The 19,252-nt window shown below is 72.8% G+C and carries 19 protein-coding genes; 18 read left to right on the top strand and 1 reads right to left on the bottom strand.

The features are described 5' to 3' along the window. The coding region (locus O2V63_RS19540; protein WP_269169146.1) for a hypothetical protein at nt 1-89 on the bottom strand (89 nt) is incomplete at its 3' end. Between the two features lie 338 nt (nt 90-427). Here O2V63_RS19540 and O2V63_RS19535 point away from each other — a divergent pair. The 18 genes from O2V63_RS19535 (at nt 428) to nuoK (ending at nt 19,248) form a co-directional block, all read left to right on the top strand. After that, complete coding sequence (locus O2V63_RS19535; protein ID WP_269169139.1) at nt 428-1,687, top strand: glycosyltransferase family 2 protein; 1,260 nt, start codon at nt 428-430, stop codon at nt 1,685-1,687. A 20-nt stretch (nt 1,688-1,707) separates the two neighbouring features. After that, nucleotides 1,708-3,399: a right-handed parallel beta-helix repeat-containing protein gene (locus tag O2V63_RS19530; protein WP_269169138.1), complete on the top strand. Its 1,692-nt coding sequence runs from the start codon at nt 1,708-1,710 to the stop codon at nt 3,397-3,399. A gap of 53 nt (nt 3,400-3,452) precedes the next feature. Next, entirely contained in the window at nt 3,453-4,526 is a 1,074-nt protein-coding gene (locus tag O2V63_RS19525) for a NosD domain-containing protein (RefSeq protein ID WP_269169137.1), read from the top strand. A 202-nt stretch (nt 4,527-4,728) separates the two neighbouring features. Next, a complete protein-coding gene (locus O2V63_RS19520) occupies nt 4,729-5,661 on the top strand; it encodes a hypothetical protein (RefSeq protein ID WP_269169136.1) in 933 nt (310 codons plus the stop codon). Between the two features lie 98 nt (nt 5,662-5,759). Next, nucleotides 5,760-6,839, top strand: coding sequence for a hypothetical protein (locus O2V63_RS19515; protein WP_269169135.1), 1,080 nt, complete (start codon nt 5,760-5,762; stop codon nt 6,837-6,839). A gap of 219 nt (nt 6,840-7,058) precedes the next feature. Further along, nucleotides 7,059-7,391, top strand: a complete 333-nt coding sequence (locus O2V63_RS19510; RefSeq protein WP_269169134.1) for a hypothetical protein — start codon at nt 7,059-7,061, stop codon at nt 7,389-7,391. Nucleotides 7,392-7,531: 140 nt separating this feature from the next. After that, entirely contained in the window at nt 7,532-7,684 is a 153-nt protein-coding gene (locus O2V63_RS19505) for a hypothetical protein (RefSeq protein WP_269159119.1), read from the top strand. Between the two features lie 254 nt (nt 7,685-7,938). Next, a complete protein-coding gene (locus tag O2V63_RS19500) occupies nt 7,939-8,301 on the top strand; it encodes an NADH-quinone oxidoreductase subunit A (protein ID WP_081975124.1) in 363 nt (120 codons plus the stop codon). 36 nt (nt 8,302-8,337) lie between these two features. Continuing rightward, entirely contained in the window at nt 8,338-9,006 is a 669-nt protein-coding gene (locus O2V63_RS19495) for a NuoB/complex I 20 kDa subunit family protein (RefSeq protein ID WP_442929046.1), read from the top strand. Further along, the gene (locus O2V63_RS19490; RefSeq protein WP_269169133.1) at nt 9,003-9,722 is read left to right on the top strand and encodes an NADH-quinone oxidoreductase subunit C; all 720 of its coding nucleotides are present in this window, start codon (nt 9,003-9,005) and stop codon (nt 9,720-9,722) included. Before O2V63_RS19495 ends, O2V63_RS19490 begins: the two co-directional genes overlap by 4 nt. Then, entirely contained in the window at nt 9,719-11,041 is a 1,323-nt protein-coding gene (locus tag O2V63_RS19485; protein ID WP_269169132.1) for an NADH-quinone oxidoreductase subunit D, read from the top strand. Before O2V63_RS19490 ends, O2V63_RS19485 begins: the two co-directional genes overlap by 4 nt. A gap of 76 nt (nt 11,042-11,117) precedes the next feature. Further along, nucleotides 11,118-12,122, top strand: coding sequence for an NADH-quinone oxidoreductase subunit NuoE (gene nuoE, locus O2V63_RS19480; RefSeq protein ID WP_269169131.1), 1,005 nt, complete (start codon nt 11,118-11,120; stop codon nt 12,120-12,122). Between the two features lies 1 nt (nt 12,123). Continuing rightward, on the top strand, nt 12,124-13,449 hold the full coding sequence (gene nuoF, locus O2V63_RS19475) for an NADH-quinone oxidoreductase subunit NuoF (protein ID WP_269169130.1): 1,326 nt from the start codon (nt 12,124-12,126) through the stop codon (nt 13,447-13,449). Next, nucleotides 13,449-15,968, top strand: a complete 2,520-nt coding sequence (locus O2V63_RS19470; RefSeq protein ID WP_269169129.1) for an NADH-quinone oxidoreductase subunit G — start codon at nt 13,449-13,451, stop codon at nt 15,966-15,968. Before nuoF ends, O2V63_RS19470 begins: the two co-directional genes overlap by 1 nt. Beyond that, nucleotides 15,965-17,404 (top strand): NADH-quinone oxidoreductase subunit NuoH, encoded by a 1,440-nt coding sequence (gene nuoH / locus O2V63_RS19465; protein ID WP_269169128.1) that lies wholly within the window; start codon nt 15,965-15,967, stop codon nt 17,402-17,404. Before O2V63_RS19470 ends, nuoH begins: the two co-directional genes overlap by 4 nt. Beyond that, nucleotides 17,397-18,065, top strand: coding sequence for an NADH-quinone oxidoreductase subunit NuoI (gene nuoI, locus O2V63_RS19460; protein WP_269162904.1), 669 nt, complete (start codon nt 17,397-17,399; stop codon nt 18,063-18,065). Before nuoH ends, nuoI begins: the two co-directional genes overlap by 8 nt. Further along, entirely contained in the window at nt 18,062-18,952 is an 891-nt protein-coding gene (locus O2V63_RS19455) for an NADH-quinone oxidoreductase subunit J (protein WP_269169127.1), read from the top strand. Before nuoI ends, O2V63_RS19455 begins: the two co-directional genes overlap by 4 nt. Then, nucleotides 18,949-19,248, top strand: a complete 300-nt coding sequence (nuoK, locus tag O2V63_RS19450) for an NADH-quinone oxidoreductase subunit NuoK (RefSeq protein ID WP_036333187.1) — start codon at nt 18,949-18,951, stop codon at nt 19,246-19,248. The genes O2V63_RS19455 and nuoK overlap by 4 nt, the downstream gene beginning before the upstream one ends. Nucleotides 19,249-19,252: the final 4 nt, after the last annotated feature.

Genomic DNA, 19,252 nt, shown 5'->3' with positions numbered 1-19,252 from the left:
TCGATGCCGACGACGTCGTGCCCGAGCTCGGCCATCGACGCCGCGTGCACAGCGCCCAGGTAGCCGCAACCGATGACGGCGATCTTCATGGGTCTCCTGATGTCGGATGGGTGTCGGGTGCCGGCACGCATGCCCTGCCGGTGGGCGGCGCACAGGCTGTGGCCGCCGACTTGGACGCACGCTAAGGCTACGCTGCGTCACCTCGCCACTCGGACGGCTGCGTGTGGCTGCCACCCAGCTCGGCTGTTTACGCCATGTGAGTACACGACAGCGTGCTGCGATGTCACTGAGAGTTAACCCACTCTCAGGCATGACCCCCGAGAGAGTGGGCACCGACGGCCCGACATGCGCCTTGATCGACACCGTGCAGCGCAGCACCGGTCGGTCCGAGGTGCCCCGCCGTCCTGAGCGCAGGGAGCAGCCGAGAGTGGTCGACGTCCTGACCTTCATCACCGAGAACTGGTACGCCGCGCTGCCCATCGGGGTCGTCGGCGTGCTGTCGTGGTCGATCTGGCTGATCCGCAAGATCATGTCCGCCGGCTATCGCTCCCTGGTGAACGACCACCGGACGACCACCTCCGTCGTCGTGCCCTCGTTCCGGGAGGACCCGGACGTGCTCGAGCGGTGCCTGGACACCTGGCTCGGGCAGGACCCGACGGAGGTCATCGTCGTCCTGGACGTCGAGGACGCGGAGGCGTTCGCCCGCCTCACCGCTCGCGAAGACCCGCGGCTCACCGTGATCTCGTTCGCACACGAGGGCAAGCGGTCGGCACTCGGCGTCGGCATCCGGGCCGCCACCAGCGAGGTCGTCGTCCTCTGCGACTCGGACACGAACTGGCAGCCGGGCCTGCTCGAGGCCGTGCAGATGCCGTTCGTCGACCCCCAGGTCGGCGCGGTGGGCACCCGGCAGAACGTGCACCTGCCCACCTCGAACATCTGGCGTCGCGTGGCGGACTGGATCATCGACCTCCGGTACCTGGACTACGTGCCCGCCACCTCGCGGGCCGGCGCGGTCGTCTGTGTCTCTGGTCGGACGGCGGCCTACCGGCGGGCCGCCGTCCTCCCGGTCCTGGAGAACCTCGAGCACGAGTTCTTCCTGGGTCGCCGGTGCATCGCCGGGGACGACGGCCGGCTCACCTGGCTCGTGCTGGCCAGTGGGTACAAGACGGTGCACCAGGACAGTGCCCGCGCGCTGTCCATGTTCCCCAGCACGTTCCGTGCCTTCTGCAAGCAGCGGATCCGCTGGAGCCGCAACTCCTACCGCTGCTACCTGACCGCCGCCTGGAAGGGCTGGCTGTGGCGGGTGCCGCTGGTCAGTCAGATCACCGTGCTGCAGATCCTGTTCACGCCCGTGACGATGTTCGCGGCCGTCTTCTACGTCGTCGCCGCGGGCTTCAGCGACCGCGGCGCGATCGCGCTGGTGCTGGCGCTGACCTGGGTCTTCGTCGGCCGCGCGATCAGGAGCGTCAGCCACCTGCGGCGCCGGCCGAGCGACATCGCGATCCTGCCGCTGGTCGCCCTGGTCATCGTCCTGGTGGCTCTGCCGATCAAGACCTACGCCTTCTTCACCATGAACAAGCAGGGCTGGCTCACCCGGCACGCCGGCCTCACCGGCGGCGAGGGCCAGGACGAGGCCAGCCTCGTCAGCACCCACTCGGCCGCCCCGATGGCGGGGGTGAACGCGTGAACGGGCGGAAGGTCGGCACCGTGACCCGTCTGGTCACCGTCAGCGCAGCGGTCGCCGCCGTGCTGGGCGTGGTCGTCGTCTGGGGTCCGCTGGAGGGCGCCGACTCGGCGGCACAGGCCGGGACGCAGGCTGCCCCGGCCGTCGCAGCGGCCCCGGTGTCCAGCGTCTCGGCCGAGCGGCAGACCGCCCTCCTCGCCTCCGAGGACGAGCGGTTGCTGACGATCGTCGGCTCCGTCCGGCCGGGCTCGGCGCCCTACGTACACGAGTTCGACGGCACCCAGACGCTCGTGCTGACCGCCGGGGGCCTGGCGTACGGGCTGGCCGACCTCATCGAGCTGGGCGCCGCCGAGGTCCAGCCGGACGGGGCGGTCTTGCTGACCGAGCACGTGTTCGTGGCCCCCGGCGCGCGGCTGATCATCGATGCCCCGGGGACAGCGCTGCGGCTGCGCAGTGACGCCTCGGGCTTCGTCTCCCTGGTCGCCTGGAAGGCCGACATGACCCTCACCGGTGCCGACGGGCAGCCGCTCGCGGTGACCAGCTGGAGCGCCGGGGAGCGCGGACCGGACTCCACCCCCGTCGACGGTCGCGCCTACGTACGCGACGCGAGCGGGGCGATGGAGCTGCGACACGTGGCCGTCAGCGACCTGGGCTTCTGGTCCGGCCGCACCAGCGGGGTCGCGTGGACGGGCAGTTCCAGCACCGAGGTGACGGGCGCCATCCTGGACTCCACGTTCCGCGACAACCACTACGGCGCCTTCGCCTCCCAGGCAGAGGAGCTGACCGTGACCGGCTCGGACTTCTCCGACAACGCCGTCGACGGGCTGTCCCTGCACCGGAGCACGGCGCAGACGGTGATCGAGGACTCGACTGCGCGTGGCAACGGACGGCACGGCTTCTCTGCCGACCAGGGCTCGGAGTCGGTGACCTACACGGACGTGACCGCGGAGAAGAACGCGGCCTACGGCGTCTTCTTCAGCGGCACCCCGCTGTCGGACGGCCGGTCCGCCGGCGGTACCTCGCTGCGCTCCTACGGCCAGGTGCAGGTCGACGGCGGGGTCTTCCGGCAGAACGGCAAGGCCGGGCTGCGGGTGGTCGACGGCGACGACGTGACCATCACCGGGACCCGGATCGCCGACAACAGAGACGGCATCGTGTTGGTGGGCACGTCGGCGCCCACGGAGGTCGTGGGCAGCACCGTCTCCGGCGACCACCGGTTCGGGATCACCGTGACCGGCGGGGCGGCCGCCGTGACCGGCAACAAGGTGTCCGGCAGCGAGACCGCGATCCGCGTGCGGGACGCGGCCGTGGACGTCGTCGACAACAAGGTCCGTGAGGCGACCGCGCACGCCATCTCGGTGGTCGGTGCCTCGGCCGGCTCCACGGTCGAGGAGAACACCATCGGCGGCCGGGGGCCCAGCGGTCTGGACGTCTACCGGGTGGCCGAGGGCGTGTCGATCGACCTCGCCGCCAACGACGTCGGGGGCTGGACACGGGACCGGGACAACTGGACGTACTGGTCCACGTTCATCCCCAACCACCCGATGTTGCTGCTCTGGGTCCTGGTCCTGGGTGTGCCGGTGCTGCTCGGCGTCCGCGCCCGGCGTGCGCGGGTCACTCCCGGCACCAAGCCGTACGGGGACGACATCCGCCGGGAGTGGCAGCCTCCGGCCCGGGTCGAGGTCGGCCGGCGCACCACCGGGGGTCGGCTGTGACCCCGCGACGGGCGCCGCAGCGACGGGGTGTGTCGACGGCTTACGGTGGGCGGATGCGCCGACTCGTCCCGCTGCTCGGGGCCCTGGTCCTGCTCAGCGCCTGCTCGTCCGGGGGCACTGACGACGATGCGGCACCTGCGCCCGCCGACACGACCTCGTCCCCTCCGTCCCCCGCCGCGCCGGAGACGTCCGGGCCGGCCGCGGCCCCGCCGGCGGCGGTCGCCGGGTGCGAGGGGGCGCAGGTCGTCGACGTCAGCACCGGGCCCCAGCTGCAGCGGGCGCTGGACGATGCCACAGCCGGGCAGGTCATCCGGCTGGCCGACGGCCGGTACGAGGGGAACTTCGTGGCGACCGCGGAGGCCACGGCGGAGACCCCGATCCAGCTGTGCGGCAGCCGGGGTGCCGTCCTCGACGGCGGCGAGATCGACGGCAACTACACCTTGCACCTCAGCGGCGCGGACCACTGGCGGGTCACCGGTATGACGGTGACCGGTGGGCAGAAGGGCGTGATGGTCGATGCCGGGGTGGGCAACCGGATCGAGGGCCTCCTGGTGACCTCGATGGGGGACGAGGCGATCCACCTGCGCACCGGCAGCACCGACAACGCCGTGGTGGGCAACACCATCCGGGACACCGGGCTCCGCAAGCCCCAGTTCGGCGAGGGTGTCTACGTGGGCACCGCCGAGAGCAACTGGTGCCAGATCAGTGACTGCGAGCCCGACCGCAGCGATCGCAACGTGGTCGAGGGCAACGACATCGCCGGGACCACCGCAGAGGCGGTGGACATCAAGGAGGGCACGACCGGCGGCCAGCTGCGCGGCAACACCTTCGACGGCGCGGACATGGTCGAGGCCGACTCCTGGGTCGACGTCAAGGGCAACGACTGGACCATCGCGGACAACACCGGGACCGCGGCGCCGGTGGACGGCTTCCAGGTGCACGAGGTGGTGGACGGCTGGGGCCGGGGCAACGTCTTCACCGGCAACACCGGTTCGGTCGACGGGGACGGTTACATGATCAACGTCGCCGGTCCCCGGACGATCCGGGAGAACAACCGGGTGGGCTGCGACAACGAGGCCGGCGGCGCGGACCAGGGCACCAGCAACATCGACTGCGGCAGCCTCTGACGCTCCGGGTGGGGTCGGCGGCCGACCCCACCCGGACGGCGTCGCCGGGAAGTCGCCGGCCGGCTCGGCTGTCCCACCAGGAACACCCGCACCCACCTGGGTGAACACGGCAGCGGGGTCGTTGACCCGGCTCGTCTCGATCATGATGCTGAGCCGCCGGACGACGGTCGTCGTCGTCTCCTGGGAAAGGCGTGCTGCGTCCATGAGCCACCCCTACGGGACGGGTGCACCTGCCCCCGCCGCCTGGACTGCAGCCACGGCGACCGCCGCCACGGCTGGTCAGCGCGACCAGCCAGCGGGCACCCCCCCTCCCGGGGCTGCGCGGACGGCCGCTGTCCTGGCCCTGGTCTCCGCGGGGATGCTCCTGCTGTCGGTGGTGATGGTGCTCACCGGGGCGGCCGCCGGGCCGGGGGTCGCGCCCGCCGAACGGTGGTCGACGATCGTCGGCGTCGTCCTGACGTCGGGGCTGGCCGCGCTGCTCCTGCTGGGTGCCGTCTGCCTGCTGCGCGGCGCCGGCCGCACGCTCCTGCTCGTCGGCACCTGGCTGCAGGTGGGCGTCGTCCTGATCACCATCGCCTGGTGGCTGGGTGAGGGGCGCCGGCCGGACGAGTCGTCGACCACGGCCACCGGCGCCGGACTCCTGCTCGTCCTGCTGCTGTCGCTGGCACAGGCGGGGGCCGCGCACGACCGGGCGGTCGGACGGTGGCTGGCGGGCTCGGTGCAGCCGCAGCGGGTCCTCCCCGCCGGTCGCGCCGGAGACCGGGTGCTCGCCGCCGTGCTGGTCCCGGTCGCCACGCTCGCCCTGGCCACGGTGGCCGTGGTCGCGATCGCCGGTGACCCGGTCACCGCCGCGCTAGCCGACGGGCTCCACACGACCGGTGTCGACGTGAGCTCCTCGGGTGGTCCCCTCGGTCGGCCGGCCATGCCGCCGGCGCCGGACCAGCCGGGCTGGGCGGCTGAGTTCGCCCCGGACGCGGAGGCCTGTTTCACCGGGTCGATGGGCGCTTGCGACGACCTGTACTGGGAGAGCGCCGTGGGGGACGTCCACGAGCAGTACGGCTCGACCTGCGGCGGCCGACTGACCGAGTCGGTCGACGGGGGCTGCGCAGCCCTGCTGGGGGCTCGGATCAACTGATCGGGTGACCTCGGGTTTGACCCACAGATGATCACTGGCCACCCTGATCAGCCGGACGGCGGTGGGCGCCGTCGACGAAGAACGGGGTCCGCACGCCGATGAGTCACGCGCACCGTCCAGCAGCCGACGGCGGAGCGAGCCACCAGCCCGAGCCGGCCTGGTCGGGTAGGTCCGCCCCCGGGACCGGGTCCCCGGCGACCGGTGCACCGTCGACCGGGCCGGCCACGGCCGCACCGCAGGAGAGCGCGCTGGTCCGGCGGCCGGTGGTGGCGGTCGCGGCCGCGGTCTTCGGGTTCCAGGCCGCCGCGGCGAGCCTGCTGCTGGTGCTCTTCGCCGACTCGCTGGCCGTGGTGCTGGGCGTGCCGGAGGGTGGTGACAGGGTCTGGTGGATCGCCGCGCAGCTCATGAGCTGTGCGCTCGCCGCGATGCTGCTGCTCGGTGGCGTGCAGCTGATCCGCGGGACCGGGCGACTGCTCCTGCTCGTGGCCACCGTGCTGGAGCTGACGTTGGCTCTCGGCGGGCTGGTCTGGGCTCTCGTCCGGTGGCCTGAGGCCGAGGACGTCGAGACCGGTCTGCCCGGCGTCGCCGGAGACCTCGTGGACCTGGTCATCGGGTGGCTGGTCGCCACGATCGCGCTGTACCTCGGGTGGCTGGTCCTGCGGACGTTGCTGGTCCTCGCGCCGTCGGTGGGCCATTGGTTGCGGGCCGAGCGCAAGGTCCTGCAGGCGTCGGTCTGGTCCGAGGAGCAGGGGCAGTGGACCAGTCCGCCGGTCCGGCGCACCCGACGGGCCGGCTGGGCGGTGCTGCTGCCGATCGGTGCCCTGACCCTGGTCACCCTGCTGCTGGGCGTGTTCGGGAAGCCACTGCTGCCCGGCTTGCTGGGCGACGCCGAGACCGACGCGGGGGCCAGCTACCGCGGCGACAGCCCGTGGGGGCTGGAGTTCTACCAGGGCGGTGAGCCGTTGAGCCCGCCATCCGCCGGCGACGAGCTGTACCTCGCCGCAGCGGACGCCGATGCGCGCAGCTGCTACGCCGGCGACATGGCGGCCTGCGACGCCCTCTACTTCGCCTCCCCGGTCGGGGACGTCTACGAGTGGTACGGCTCGTCCTGCGCCGGCCGACTGGACCACGGGAGCGCCGGCGGCTGCGTCGACGCGCTGGGCCTCGTGGTCGACTGACCTGGAGCGTCGTCGCCAGCCGCGACGCGTCTGGTGGACGCAGGGCGCCGGCTGGGCCGACGTCGCGTGGCGCGAGCTCAGCATCGACCGAGGGCGAGCCCGGTGGCGGCACGGTCGGGTTCCATGGCGCGCAGTGGTCGGCGATCCAACCGGCCCCCTCGCCGTGGGGCCGGGCGTCGCAACCGAGGTCGAGGAGGTGGTGAGGTGGTACGCCGAGAGGTGTCGTCACCGGGAGCCCGGGCACTGATCGTCGTCGCGCTGGTGGGCGTCCTCGGCCTTGCGGTCTGGGCGTGGGAGATCAGCGGCCCGGCCGTGTTCCTCGTGTTCGGCCCGACCGCGGTCGGTGCGGCTGTCGCCCTGTGGGTCGAACGCGCCAGCGTGACGATGCGCGCCCCAGCGGTCATCGCGGCGGTCGGGGCCGCGTCCGTCGCGTGGGGGCTGATGACGTTGCTGGGTGGTGGGCTCCTCCTCCTGGTGCCCGCGCTGCTGCTGCTGGTCGCCGCCATGATCTCGTGGGTCGACAGACGGCCGGACGCCTCGTGGACGCGCTGACCCGGACGCCGAGTGTCGAGCTTTCGACGCCTGGGGTCGGGGGCAGACGTGCACAGCTCGTCACTCGGCGAGCGCCGCGCGGGCTGCGCCCGGAGCGGACGGCGTTCCCTGTCTGCCGCGGGAGGAGCAGGCTCCGGGGCATGACGATCCCGCCCACGCCCGAGCCCCAGCCGCCCTCGCCGTCCCCGTCGCCGACCGACCCGATCTCCCCGCCGGCCCCGGCGCCCGTCCCGGGCCCGGACCCGACCGACCCCACCGCGCCGCCGCCCGCCCCGGCCCCCGGGCCGCTGTGAGCCGCTGACCTGCGCTCTCACGGCCTGTCAGGACCCCCGGTGTGAACTCGATCACCGGGGGTCCTGGTGTTCCGACACCCCTTCGGCATAGGCTTCGGCCACTCGACCTTGTGAACCAGTTCACAAGCACAGGGTGAAGCAGTTCACAAGGGGTCGTCCGGTCGTCGGATGTGAGCGGAGGTCGTCGCAGTGGTCCGCCCGAGGTCGTGCACGCCCCTCACCGTCCCGCGGAACGCCTGGCTCGGGGGCTGCTGATGCTGTCGAACTACGTGCCCCTGGTCGGGCTCTTCGTGCTCGCGGCGGGCTTCGCGCTCTTCTCGGTCACCGCGGCCCCGTTCATCGGCCCGCGCCGCTACAACAGCGCGAAGGTGCAGGCCTACGAGTGCGGCATCGAGCCGGTCGACCAGCCGCTCACCGGCGGGCGGATCCCGGTCAAGTACTTCCTGACCGCGATGTTGTTCATCGTCTTCGACATCGAGATCGTCTTCCTCTACCCGTGGGCGGTCGCCAACGACGCGCTGGGCCTGTGGGGCCTCACCGCGATGGCCGTCTTCATCGGCACCGTCTTCATCGCCTTCGTCTACGAGTGGCGCCGCGGAGGGCTGGAATGGGACTGACCTGCACCGGACCGAGCACGGACGGAGGCCGCTGACATGGGCCTGGAGGAGAAGCTCCCCAGCGGCGTCCTGCTGACCAGCGTGGAGAAGCTGGTCAACTGGACCCGCAAGTCCTCGCTCTGGCCTGCCACCTTCGGCCTGGCCTGCTGCGCGATCGAGATGATGGCCTCCGGCGCCGGCCGCTACGACCTGGCCCGCTTCGGCATGGAGGTCTTCCGTGCCTCCCCCCGCCAGGCCGACCTGATGATCGTGGCGGGGCGGGTCAGCCAGAAGATGGCCCCGGTCCTCCGGCAGATCTACGACCAGATGCCCGAGCCGCGCTACGTGCTCGCCATGGGCGTCTGCGCCAGTTCCGGCGGCATGTTCAACAACTACGCGATCGTGCAGGGCGTCGACCACATCGTCCCGGTGGACATGTACCTGCCCGGCTGCCCACCGCGGCCGGAGATGCTCACCGACGCCATCCTCAAGCTGCACCACAAGATCCAGCACCAGCCGCTGGGCGCCAAGCGCGCCCGGGAGCAGGCCGCAGCCCGGGCCAACGGGACGGCGCCGGAGCTGCACCTCGCGATGCCCTCCAGCGTCCGGGCCGACCCGGCGGCGAAGCGCGCCTACGAGCAGGCCGCCGCCGAGGGCCGCACCGGTCAGTTCGCCATCGAGCAGCGCGGAGGCAACGCCGTCGCCCTGCCCGGAGCGGAGCGATGAGCGACGAGGCCGGCTTCGACGCGGCGACCGAGCCCGGTGGGGGGTTCCGCAAGGGCGCCTTCGGGGTCACCGGCAGCGGCGACACCTCCGGCTTCGGTGGGCTGGTCCGGGTCGAGCCCGGCGGGGCCGTCGCGCTGCACTCCACCGACCGGCCCTACGGCGGCTGGTTCGACGAGGTCACCGACGCGCTGATCGACGCGGTCGGTGAGGCCACCTACGCCGCCGCCGTCCACCGGGTCCTGGTCGACCGGGGCGAGATCACGTACTTCGTCGCCCGCGAGCACCTGCTCACCCTGGTCCAGGCGCTGCGGGACGACGAGTCGCTGCGCTTCGAGCTGTGCAGCAGCGTCTCCGGCGTCGACTACGCCGACAGCGGCGGTCCGGCTGCGACGCCGGAGCGGCCGCGGCTGCACGTCGTCTACCACCTGACCTCGATGACCTACCGCCGGCGGATCCGGCTGGAGGTGGCGGTCACCGCCGAGGACCCGCACGTCCCCTCGGTCACCTCCGTCTACCCGACTGCGGACTGGCACGAGCGCGAGGCCTGGGACATGTTCGGCGTCGTCTTCGACGGCCACCCGGCGCTGACCCGGATCCTCATGCCCGACGACTGGGAGGGCCACCCCCAGCGCAAGGACTACCCGCTCGGCGGCGTCCCGGTCGAGTACAAGGGCGCGCAGATCCCGCCCCCCGACGAGCGCCGGAGCTACCGATGACCACCACCCAGGACCCCTACGCCGGCTCCCGGCAGACCACCGAGGGCCGGGTCTACACGGTCACCGGCGGCGACTGGGACCAGACCTTCGGCGCCGACACCCAGGGCGACGAGCGGCTCGTGGTCAACATGGGCCCGCAGCACCCCTCCACGCACGGGGTGCTCCGCCTGGTGCTCGACCTCGAGGGCGAGACGGTCACCCAGGCCCGCGTCGTCATCGGCTACCTGCACACCGGCATCGAGAAGACGACGGAGTACCGCACCTGGACCCAGGGCACGACCCTGGTCACGCGGATGGACTACCTGGCCCCGCTGTTCAACGAGACCGGCTACTGCCTGGCCGTGGAGAAGCTGCTCGGCATCGAGGCGCCGCCGCGGGCGCAGACCATCCGGGTGCTGGTCATGGAGCTCAACCGGATCGCCTCGCACCTGGTCGCGCTGGCCACCTTCGGCATGGAGATGGGCGCGCTCACCGGCATGACCAACGGCTTCCGGGAGCGGGAGCTGGTCCTGGACGTGCTCGAGGAGATCACCGGGCTGCGGATGAACCACGCCTACGTCCGCCCCGGCGGTCTGGCGCAGGACCTCCCGGAGGGTGCCGTCGAGTCCGTGCGGGAGCTGCTCGCCGTCCTCCCCGAGCGGGTTGCCGGCACCCACCGGCTGCTCACCGGCCAGCCGATCTGGCAGCGACGGCTCAAGGACACCGGCTACCTCGACCTCACCGGCTGCGTGGCCCTCGGCGTCACCGGCCCGGTCCTGCGCGCGGCCGGCATCCCGTGGGACATGCGCAAGGTCGAGCCCTACCTGGGCTACGAGACCTACGACTTCGAGGTGCCGACGGCCGACACCTGCGACGCGTGGGGCCGCTACCTGGTGCGGATGGGCGAGATCACCGAGTCGATCAAGATCATCGGCCAGGCGCTGGACCGGCTCGAGCCCGGGCCGGTGATGGTCGAGGACAAGAAGATCGCCTGGCCGGCGCAGTTGTCCCTGGGCGCCGACGGCATGGGCAACTCCCTGGACCACGTCCGGCACATCATGGGCCAGTCGATGGAGGCCCTGATCCACCACTTCAAGCTGGTCACCGAGGGCTTCCGGGTGCCGGCCGGCCAGGTCTACACGGCCATCGAGTCCCCCCGCGGCGAGCTCGGCTACCACGTGGTCAGCGACGGCGGCACCCGCCCGTTCCGGGTGCACGTCCGGGACCCCAGCTTCGTGAACCTGCAGGCCACCGCGGCGATGAGCGAGGGCGGCATGATCGCCGACGTCATCGCCGCGATCGCCTCGATCGACCCCGTGATGGGGGGAGTGGACAGGTGAGCGAGCTTGCGAGCTCATCCAGAGAGCACAGCAGCGCCGCGCGAGCGGCGTCGACGAGCGCCAGCGAGGTGACGACGTGAGCGTGTTGCCTGGTTCCCCCGAGGGGACGGCGGTCACCGGGCTGGACTCCAGCCCGGTCGAGCCGGCCGCCCCGGACCTGCCGCCGCTGACCGAGCAGACCGAGGCCGAGGCCCGCGAGCTGATGGCCCGCTACCCGCAGGAACGGTCGGCGCTGCTGCCGATGCTGCACCTGGTCCAGTCGGTGCAGGGCTACGTCTCGCCCGAGGGCGTCGGGTTCTGCGCCCGGCTGCTCGGGCTGACCAAGGCCGAGGTGGGCGCGGTCTCGACCTTCTACACGATGTACAAGCGGCACCCGACGGGTGAGCACCTGGTCAGCGTCTGCACCAACACGCTCTGCGCCGTCCTCGGCGGGCAGCGGATCTACGACGCGATCTCCGCCGACCTCGGCGTGGGCCACGACCAGACCGCCGCCGACGGCTCGGTCACCCTGGAGCACGCCGAGTGCCTGGCCGCCTGCGACTACGCGCCGGTGGTCACCGTCGACTACGAGTTCTACGACCAGCAGGACGTCGAGTCGGCCCGGGCGCTGGTCACCGCGCTGCGGATGGGGGAGAAGCCGCCACCCACCCGCGGGGCGCCGCTGACCGACTTCCGCGGCGTCTCCCGCCAGCTGGCCGGTTTCTCCCAGCACGCCGACCTCGAGGCCGAGCGGGCGGCGATCGACGCCCCGTCGGCCGGTGGGCCGACGCTGGTCGGGGTGCGGCTGGCCGCCGAGCGCGGCGAGACCGCGCCGCCGATGGGCGACGCCCAGCCCGAGCAGGCGCCGGAGCCGGACGTCGAGCCCGCGGGCGGGCCGGGCGAGACGGCGTCCGAGCAGGCCGCCGACACCGCCGTCGCCTCCGCGGACACCCCGGCCGAGCGGGCCGGTGCGGCGCAGCACCACCCGGACACCCCCGAGCCCGCCGGTCGCCAGCCGGCCGAGCGCGGCCGCGAGGGCACCGACACCCCGCCCACCAGCTCGGGCGCCGGGCAGAACAGCTCGATCGAGCGGGAGACCTGACATGCCCCTGACCCCCGTCCTCACCGCCCGCTTCGACGCGCCCCGCTCCTGGACGCTGGACACCTATGAGCGCCTCGACGGCTACCGCGCGCTCCGCTCGGCCCTGGAGATGGCGCCGGACGACGTCGTCGCGCTGGTCAAGGACTCCGGCCTGCGCGGTCGCGGCGGCGCCGGCTTCCCCACCGGGATGAAGTGGTCCTTCATCCCCCAGCCCAAGCCGGGAGAGGAGCCCACCGGCCCGGCCGCGGCGCCGAAGTACCTGGTGGTCAACGCCGACGAGGGCGAGCCGGGCACCTGCAAGGACCTCCCGCTGATGATGGCCGACCCGCACTCCCTGGTGGAGGGCGTGATCATCACCGCCTACGCGATCCGCTCGCACTTCGCCGTCATCTACGTCCGCGGTGAGGCGGTGCACGCCCACCGCCGGCTGATGGCCGCGGTGCAGGAGGCCTACGCCGCCGGCTACCTCGGCAGCGACGTGCTGGGCACGGGTTACGACCTCGAGCTGGTGGTGCACGCCGGCGCGGGGGCCTACATCTGCGGCGAGGAGACCGCACTGCTGGACTCCCTGGAGGGCTACCGCGGGCAGCCCCGGCTCAAGCCGCCGTTCCCCGCCGTCGCCGGCCTCTACGGCTCCCCGACGGTGATCAACAACGTGGAGACGCTGGCCAGCGTGCCGTACGTGGTGCGCGGCGGCGCCGAGTGGTTCAAGAGCATGGGCCCGGAGAAATCGCCCGGCCCGAAGATCTACTCGCTGTCGGGCCGGGTGGTCCGCCCGGGCCAGTACGAGGCCCCGATGGGGACGACGATGCGCGAGCTGCTGGCCATGGCCGGCGGCGTCCGGCCCGGTCACGAGCTCAAGTTCTGGACCCCGGGGGGCTCCTCGACCCCCTACTTCACCGCCGAGCACCTCGACGTGCCGCTGGACTTCGACTCGGTCGCCGCGGCCGGCTCGATGCTGGGCACCACCGCGCTGATGGTCTTCGACGAGACCGACTCGATCGTCGAGGCCACGCTCCGGTTCACCGAGTTCTACGCGCACGAGAGCTGCGGCAAGTGCACCCCGTGCCGGGAGGGCACCTACTGGCTCGTCCAGATCCTGGACCGGCTGGTGCGTGGTGAGGGCCGGGCCGCCGACCTCGACCTGCTCACCGACACCTGCGACAACATCCTGGGCCGCGCGTTCTGCGCCCTCGGCGACGGTGCCACCAGCTGCATCGCCAGCTCGTTGAAGTACTTCAAGGACGACTACGTGGCCCTGCTGCCGGTCGAGGAGCAGGCCCGCCTCGGCCGCTCACTGCGGCTCGAGCCGGTTGGAGCAGCCTGATGACCCTCACCCCGGCCACCCCCGAACCCGCGTCGGCGCTGCCGCCGGGCGCACCCGGCCCGCACACCCCGCCCGACGCCGTCCACTGCACCATCGACGGCTTCCCGGTCGCCGTGCCCAAGGGCACTCTGATCATCCGGGCCGCCGAGCAGATCGGCATCCAGATCCCGCGCTTCTGCGACCACCCGCTGCTCGACCCGATCGGTGCCTGCCGGCAGTGCCTGGTCGAGGTGGAGGGCCAGCGCAAGCCGGCCGCGTCCTGCACCACGCCGGTGGCCCCGGACATGGTGGTGCGGACCCAGCTGAGCAGCCCGGTCGCGGACAAGGCGCAGCAGGGCAACATGGAGCTGCTGCTGATCAACCACCCGCTGGACTGCCCGGTCTGCGACAAGGGCGGGGAGTGCCCGCTGCAGAACCAGGCGATGAGCAACGGGCGCGCCGAGTCCCGGTTCATCGAGGCCAAGCGCACCTACCCCAAGCCGCTGCCGATCAGCTCGCAGGTGCTGCTGGACCGCGAGCGGTGCGTGCTCTGCGCCCGCTGCACCCGGTTCAGCCAGCAGGTGGCCGGCGACCCGTTCATCGAGCTGTTCGAGCGCGGCGCGCTGGAGCAGGTGGCGGTCTACGAGGACGAGCCGTTCGAGTCCTACTTCTCCGGCAACACCACCCAGATCTGCCCGGTCGGCGCGCTGACCAGCGCCACCTACCGGTTCCGCGCCCGCCCGTTCGACCTGCGCAGCGAGCCCAGCGTCTGCGAGCACTGCGCCAGCGGCTGCGCCCAGCGCACCGACTACCGGCGCGGCACGGTCACCCGCCGGCTGGCCGGGGAGGACCCGGCGGTCAACCAGGAGTGGAACTGCGACAAGGGCCGCTACGCCTTCCGCTACGCCAGCAGCAACGAGCGGCTGATGACGCCGCTGGTCCGGCGGGACGGTGAGCTGCAGCCGGCCTCGTGGCCGGAGGCGTGGGCTGCGGCCGCCGAGGGTCTGCGCGCCGCGCGCGCGGCCGGCGGGGTGGGGGTGCTGCCGGGTGGCCGGCTGACCGTCGAGGACGCCTACGCCTGGGCCGCCTTCGCCCGGGTGGCGCTGGGCACCAACGACGTCGACGCCCGGGCCCGCGCGCACTCGGCCGAGGAGCTGGACTTCCTGGCCACGCACGTCGCCGGCACCGCTCCTGGGGCCGGCGCGGTCAGCTACGACGACCTGACCACCGCACCGACGGTGCTGCTGGTCGGCTTCGAGCCGGAGGAGGAGTCGCCGATCGTCTTCCTGCGGCTGCGCCGGGCGGTCCGGACGGCGGGCCTGAAGGTGTTCGACGTGGCCCCCTTCGGCACGCGGGCCGCGGAGAAGCTGCAGGCCACCGTGCTGCCGACGGTCCCGGGCCAGGAGGCCCAGCTGCTGCAGACGCTCGCCGCCAACCCGGTGGACGGCGTCCTCGCCGAGGTGGCCGTCGCGCTGTTCCGCCCGGGCGCGGTCATCCTGGCCGGCGAGCGGCTGGCCGAGGTGCCGGGCGGCTTCTCCGCGGTCAGCGCCCTCGCCGCCGAGACCGGCGCCCGGATCGGCTGGGTGCCGCGCCGGGCGGGGGAGCGGGGCGCTGTCGAGGTGGGCGCGCTGCCGACCCTGCTCCCGGGCGGCCGCACTGTCGCCAGCGCCGCCGACCGGGCCGCCGTCGCCCAGCGCTGGGGAGCCGACGTGCCGGCGACGCCGGGACGCGACCTCACCGGCATCCTCACCGCCGCCCGGGACGGCTCTCTGGGGGGCCTGCTCGTCGGGGGTGTCGACCCCGCCGACCTGCCCGACCCGGTGCTGGCCGAGCGGGCGCTGCAGGCGGCCCGGTTCGTGGTCAGCCTGGAGCTGTTCCCGACCGCGGTCACCGCGCACGCCGACGTCGTCCTGCCGGTCGCCGCCGCCCCGGAGAAGGCCGGCAGCTACCTGGACTGGGAGGGACGGGTCCGCCCCTTCGACGCGACCCTGCACGGCTCCGGCCAGCTCACCGACGGCCGGGTGCTCCAGGGCCTGGCCGAGCACCTCGGCGTCGACCTGCGGGTGGGCTCGGTGACCGAGGTCCGCGCCCAGCTGGCCGCCCTCGGTGGCGCTGCGCAGGCACCCGTCGGCACCGGGGCCGACGTCGTCCCGGCACCGTTGCCGGAGCTGGCCGAGGACGAGGCGGTGCTCGCCTCCTGGCGGCAACTGGTCGACGTCGGGACGCTGCAGCGGGAGGAGCCGGCGCTGGCCGGCACCGCCCGCCCCCCGGTCGCCCGGCTGGGCAAGGACGCCGCCCGCCGGCTCGACCTGGCCGACGGCGACCCGCTCACCGTCACCGGCCCGGCCGGGGCGGTCACGCTGCCGGTGCAGCTGGTCGAGATGCCCGACGGGGTGGTCTGGCTGCCGATGCGCTCGCCGGGCAGCGAGGTCCGCGCCCAGCTCGGCGCCGGCCCCGGCTCCGTCGTCCGGCTGGCGGGTCCGCCGCCCACCCCGGCCGGCGCGACGTCCGTCTCGAGCCTGCGGGGAGCCCAGGAGTGACCGTCTTCGCCGCCGCCGACCAGCCGACGCTGGTGGACTTCGGGAACGACGTCTGGTGGATCGTGCTCATCAAGATCGTCGGCATCTTCGGGGTGCTGGTGCTGATGACGCTGTTCGCCATCGTCTTCGAGCGCAAGGTCGTCGCCCGGATGCAGCAGCGGATCGGCCCCAACCGGGTCGGGCCGCGCGGCTACCTGCAGAGCCTCGCCGACGGCCTGAAGCTGGCGTTCAAGGAGGACATCATGCCGGCGCTGGCCGACAAGCCGGTGTACTTCCTGGCGCCGGTCATCGCCACCATCCCGGCGTTCTTGGCCTTCTCGGTCATCCCGCTCGGCCCGACGGTCAGCATCTTCGGCGAGCGCACGCCATTGCAGCTCGTCGACTCCCCGATCGGGGTGCTCATCGTGCTGGCCTGCTCGGCCATGGGCGTCTACGGCATCGTGCTCGGCGGCTGGGCCTCCGGGTCGACCTACCCGCTGCTCGGCTCGCTGCGCAGCGCGGCCCAGATGATCAGCTACGAGATCGCGATGGGCCTGTCGATCGTCGCGGTGTTCCTCTACGCCGGCTCGATGTCGACCTCGGAGATCGTCGCCGCCCAGGCCGACGGCACCGAGCTGTCCCTCTTCGGCCTCGAGTTCACCGGGCCCAGCTGGTTCGCCGTCCTGCTGCCGGTGTCCTTCGTCATCTACGCCATCGCCGTGGTGGGCGAGACCAACCGGGCGCCGTTCGACCTCCCCGAGGCCGAGAGCGAGCTGGTCGGCGGCTTCCACACCGAGTACTCGTCGCTGAAGTTCGCGCTGTTCTTCCTGGCCGAGTACATCAACATCGTCACCGTCTCCGCGCTGGCCGCCACGCTCTTCCTCGGCGGCTGGCGGGCGCCCTGGCCGATCTCGATCTGGGACGGCGCCAACACCGGCTGGTGGCCGCTGCTGTGGTTCTTCGCCAAGGTCGTCGTCGCGCTGTTCGTCTTCGTCTGGTTGCGCGGCACGCTGCCCCGGCTCCGCTACGACCAGTTCATGAGCTTCGGCTGGAAGGTGCTCGTCCCGGTCGGCCTGGTCTGGATCCTCGTCGTCGCGACGCTGCGCGCCGTCGCCCGGGAGACCGACGTGGACGCCGGCGAGATGGCGGTCTTCGTGGGGGTGCCGATCGCGCTGTTGCTGCTGGGTGGGCTGCTACTGGCCTCCCGGATGCGCAACCGGGACACCCGGGTCGCCGCCCGCGAGGCCGCCGCCGGCGGGCCGGCACCGGCCGAGCCGCAGGTGCTCGACGCCCGGGGCCGGGACCGGGCCGCCGGCGGGTTCCCGGTGCCCCCGATGGACCTGGTCGTCCCGCCCTCCCCGCGGCTGCGCAGCCGGGAGTCCGTCAGCGCCGGGACCGTGGTCGGCACCGGCCGGCGCAGCAGCTCGACCACGCCTGAGGAGACCGACGATGTCTGAGCCCACCCCGCCGCCCCCCACCGAGCCGACGTCCGGCGCCAGCCCGGCCCGGCGGGAGGGCACGGCCATCGCCCGGCAGTCCTCCGCGGCGCCGTCCAGCACGGCCCCCGGCAAGCGGTCCAGCTGGCTGCCCGGGCCCGCCCAGGGGTTCGGGGTCACCTTCGCCACGATGTTCAAGAAGGTGACCACCGAGGAGTACCCGGAGGTCCCGAAGCAGACCAAGCCGCGCTACCACGGCCGGCACGTGCTCAACCGGCACCCCGACGGCCTGGAGAAGTGCGTGGGCTGCGAGCTCTGTGCCTGGGCCTGCCCGGCCGACGCCATCTACGTCGAGGGCGGGGACAACACCGAGGACGCCCGCTTCTCCCCGGGTGAGCGCTACGGCGCCGTCTACCAGATCAACTACCTGCGCTGCATCTTCTGCGGCCTGTGCATCGAGGCCTGCCCCACCCGGTCGCTGACGATGAGCAACGACTTCGAGCTCGCCGACGACGACCGCCAGGCGCTGATCTACACCAAGGAGCAGCTGATGGCCCCGCTGCTCCCGGGGATGGAGCAGCCGCCGCACCCGATGCGGCTGGGCGAGAGCGAGCAGGACTACTACGTGCGGGCGCCGCAGCCCGGGTCGGCCGCCGAGCCGGTGGTCGGGGAGCGGGCATGAGCGTGCTGGCCGCCGCTGCGGACACCGGGGTGGTCATCGGCACCGGGGAGACCATCGTCTTCTGGGTGCTGGCCCCGGTCGCCCTGGCCGGTGCGCTGGGGATGGTGCTGTCCCGCAACGCCGTCCACTCCGCGCTGTGGCTGGTCGCCACCATGCTCAGCCTGGGCGTCTTCTACGTCGTCCAGGAGGCGCCGTTCCTCGGTGCGGCGCAGATCATCGTCTACACCGGCGCGATCATGATCCTGTTCCTCTTCGTGCTCATGCTGGTCGGCCGGGAGACGTCGGACTCGGTGGTCGAGACGCTGCGTGGGCAGCGGGTGGCGGCGATCGTCCTGGGCATCGGCTTCGCCGGGCTGGTGGGTGCCGGTGTCGCGCGGGGCGCCGAGGACCTGCCGGTCATCGGTCTGACGGCGGTGCAGGGCACCGAGGGCGGGCCGGCCGCCGGCAACGTCGAGGCGATCGCCGCCGTGCTCTACGGGCGCTTCGTGCTGGCCTTCGAGGTCACCGGTGCGCTGCTCATCGTCGCCGCGGTGGGTGCGCTGATGCTCACCCACGCCGAACGGGAGCCCGGCGTCCTGCGCAGCCAGAAGGAGCGCTCCCGCGCCCGGTTCCTCACCGACCGGCCGCAGACGCTGCCCGGGCCCGGCGTCTACGCGCGGGCCAACTCCATCGCCGCGCCCGGCCGGCTGCCCGACGGCGGTCTCGCGCCGAGCAGCTTCGCGACCGGGGTCGAGCCCGTGCGGGTCGACGAGCTGCCGCGCACCGGCAGCGTCGGGATCGAACGGGAGGGGCTGCCGCACGCCGGGGGCACCGACGCGGCGCTCGGCACGATCGGCGGCGGCACCACCGGCCCGGTCCCCGGCAGTGGAGAGGGCGCGCCCCGATGACCATCACGAACTACCTGGTGCTGGCCGCGATCCTGTTCACCATCGGCGCAGTCGGCGTCCTGGTCCGGCGCAACGCGATCGTCGTGTTCATGTGCATCGAGCTGATGCTCAACTCGGTGAACCTCACGCTGATCACCTTCGCCCGGAGCACCGGGACGGTCGAGGGGCAGGTCATCGCCCTGTTCGTGATGGTCGTCGCCGCCGCGGAGGTGGTCATCGGCCTGGCGATCATCATGTCGATCTACCGCACCCGCCGCTCGGCCTCGGTCGACGACGTCAACCTGCTGAAGTACTGAGCGG

The organism is Modestobacter sp. VKM Ac-2977 (assembly GCF_026968045.1).
Lineage (GTDB): Bacteria > Actinomycetota > Actinomycetes > Mycobacteriales > Geodermatophilaceae > Modestobacter.
The sequence above is the reverse complement of the archived record's forward strand: the minus strand, read 5'-3'. Positions and strand labels throughout refer to the sequence as shown.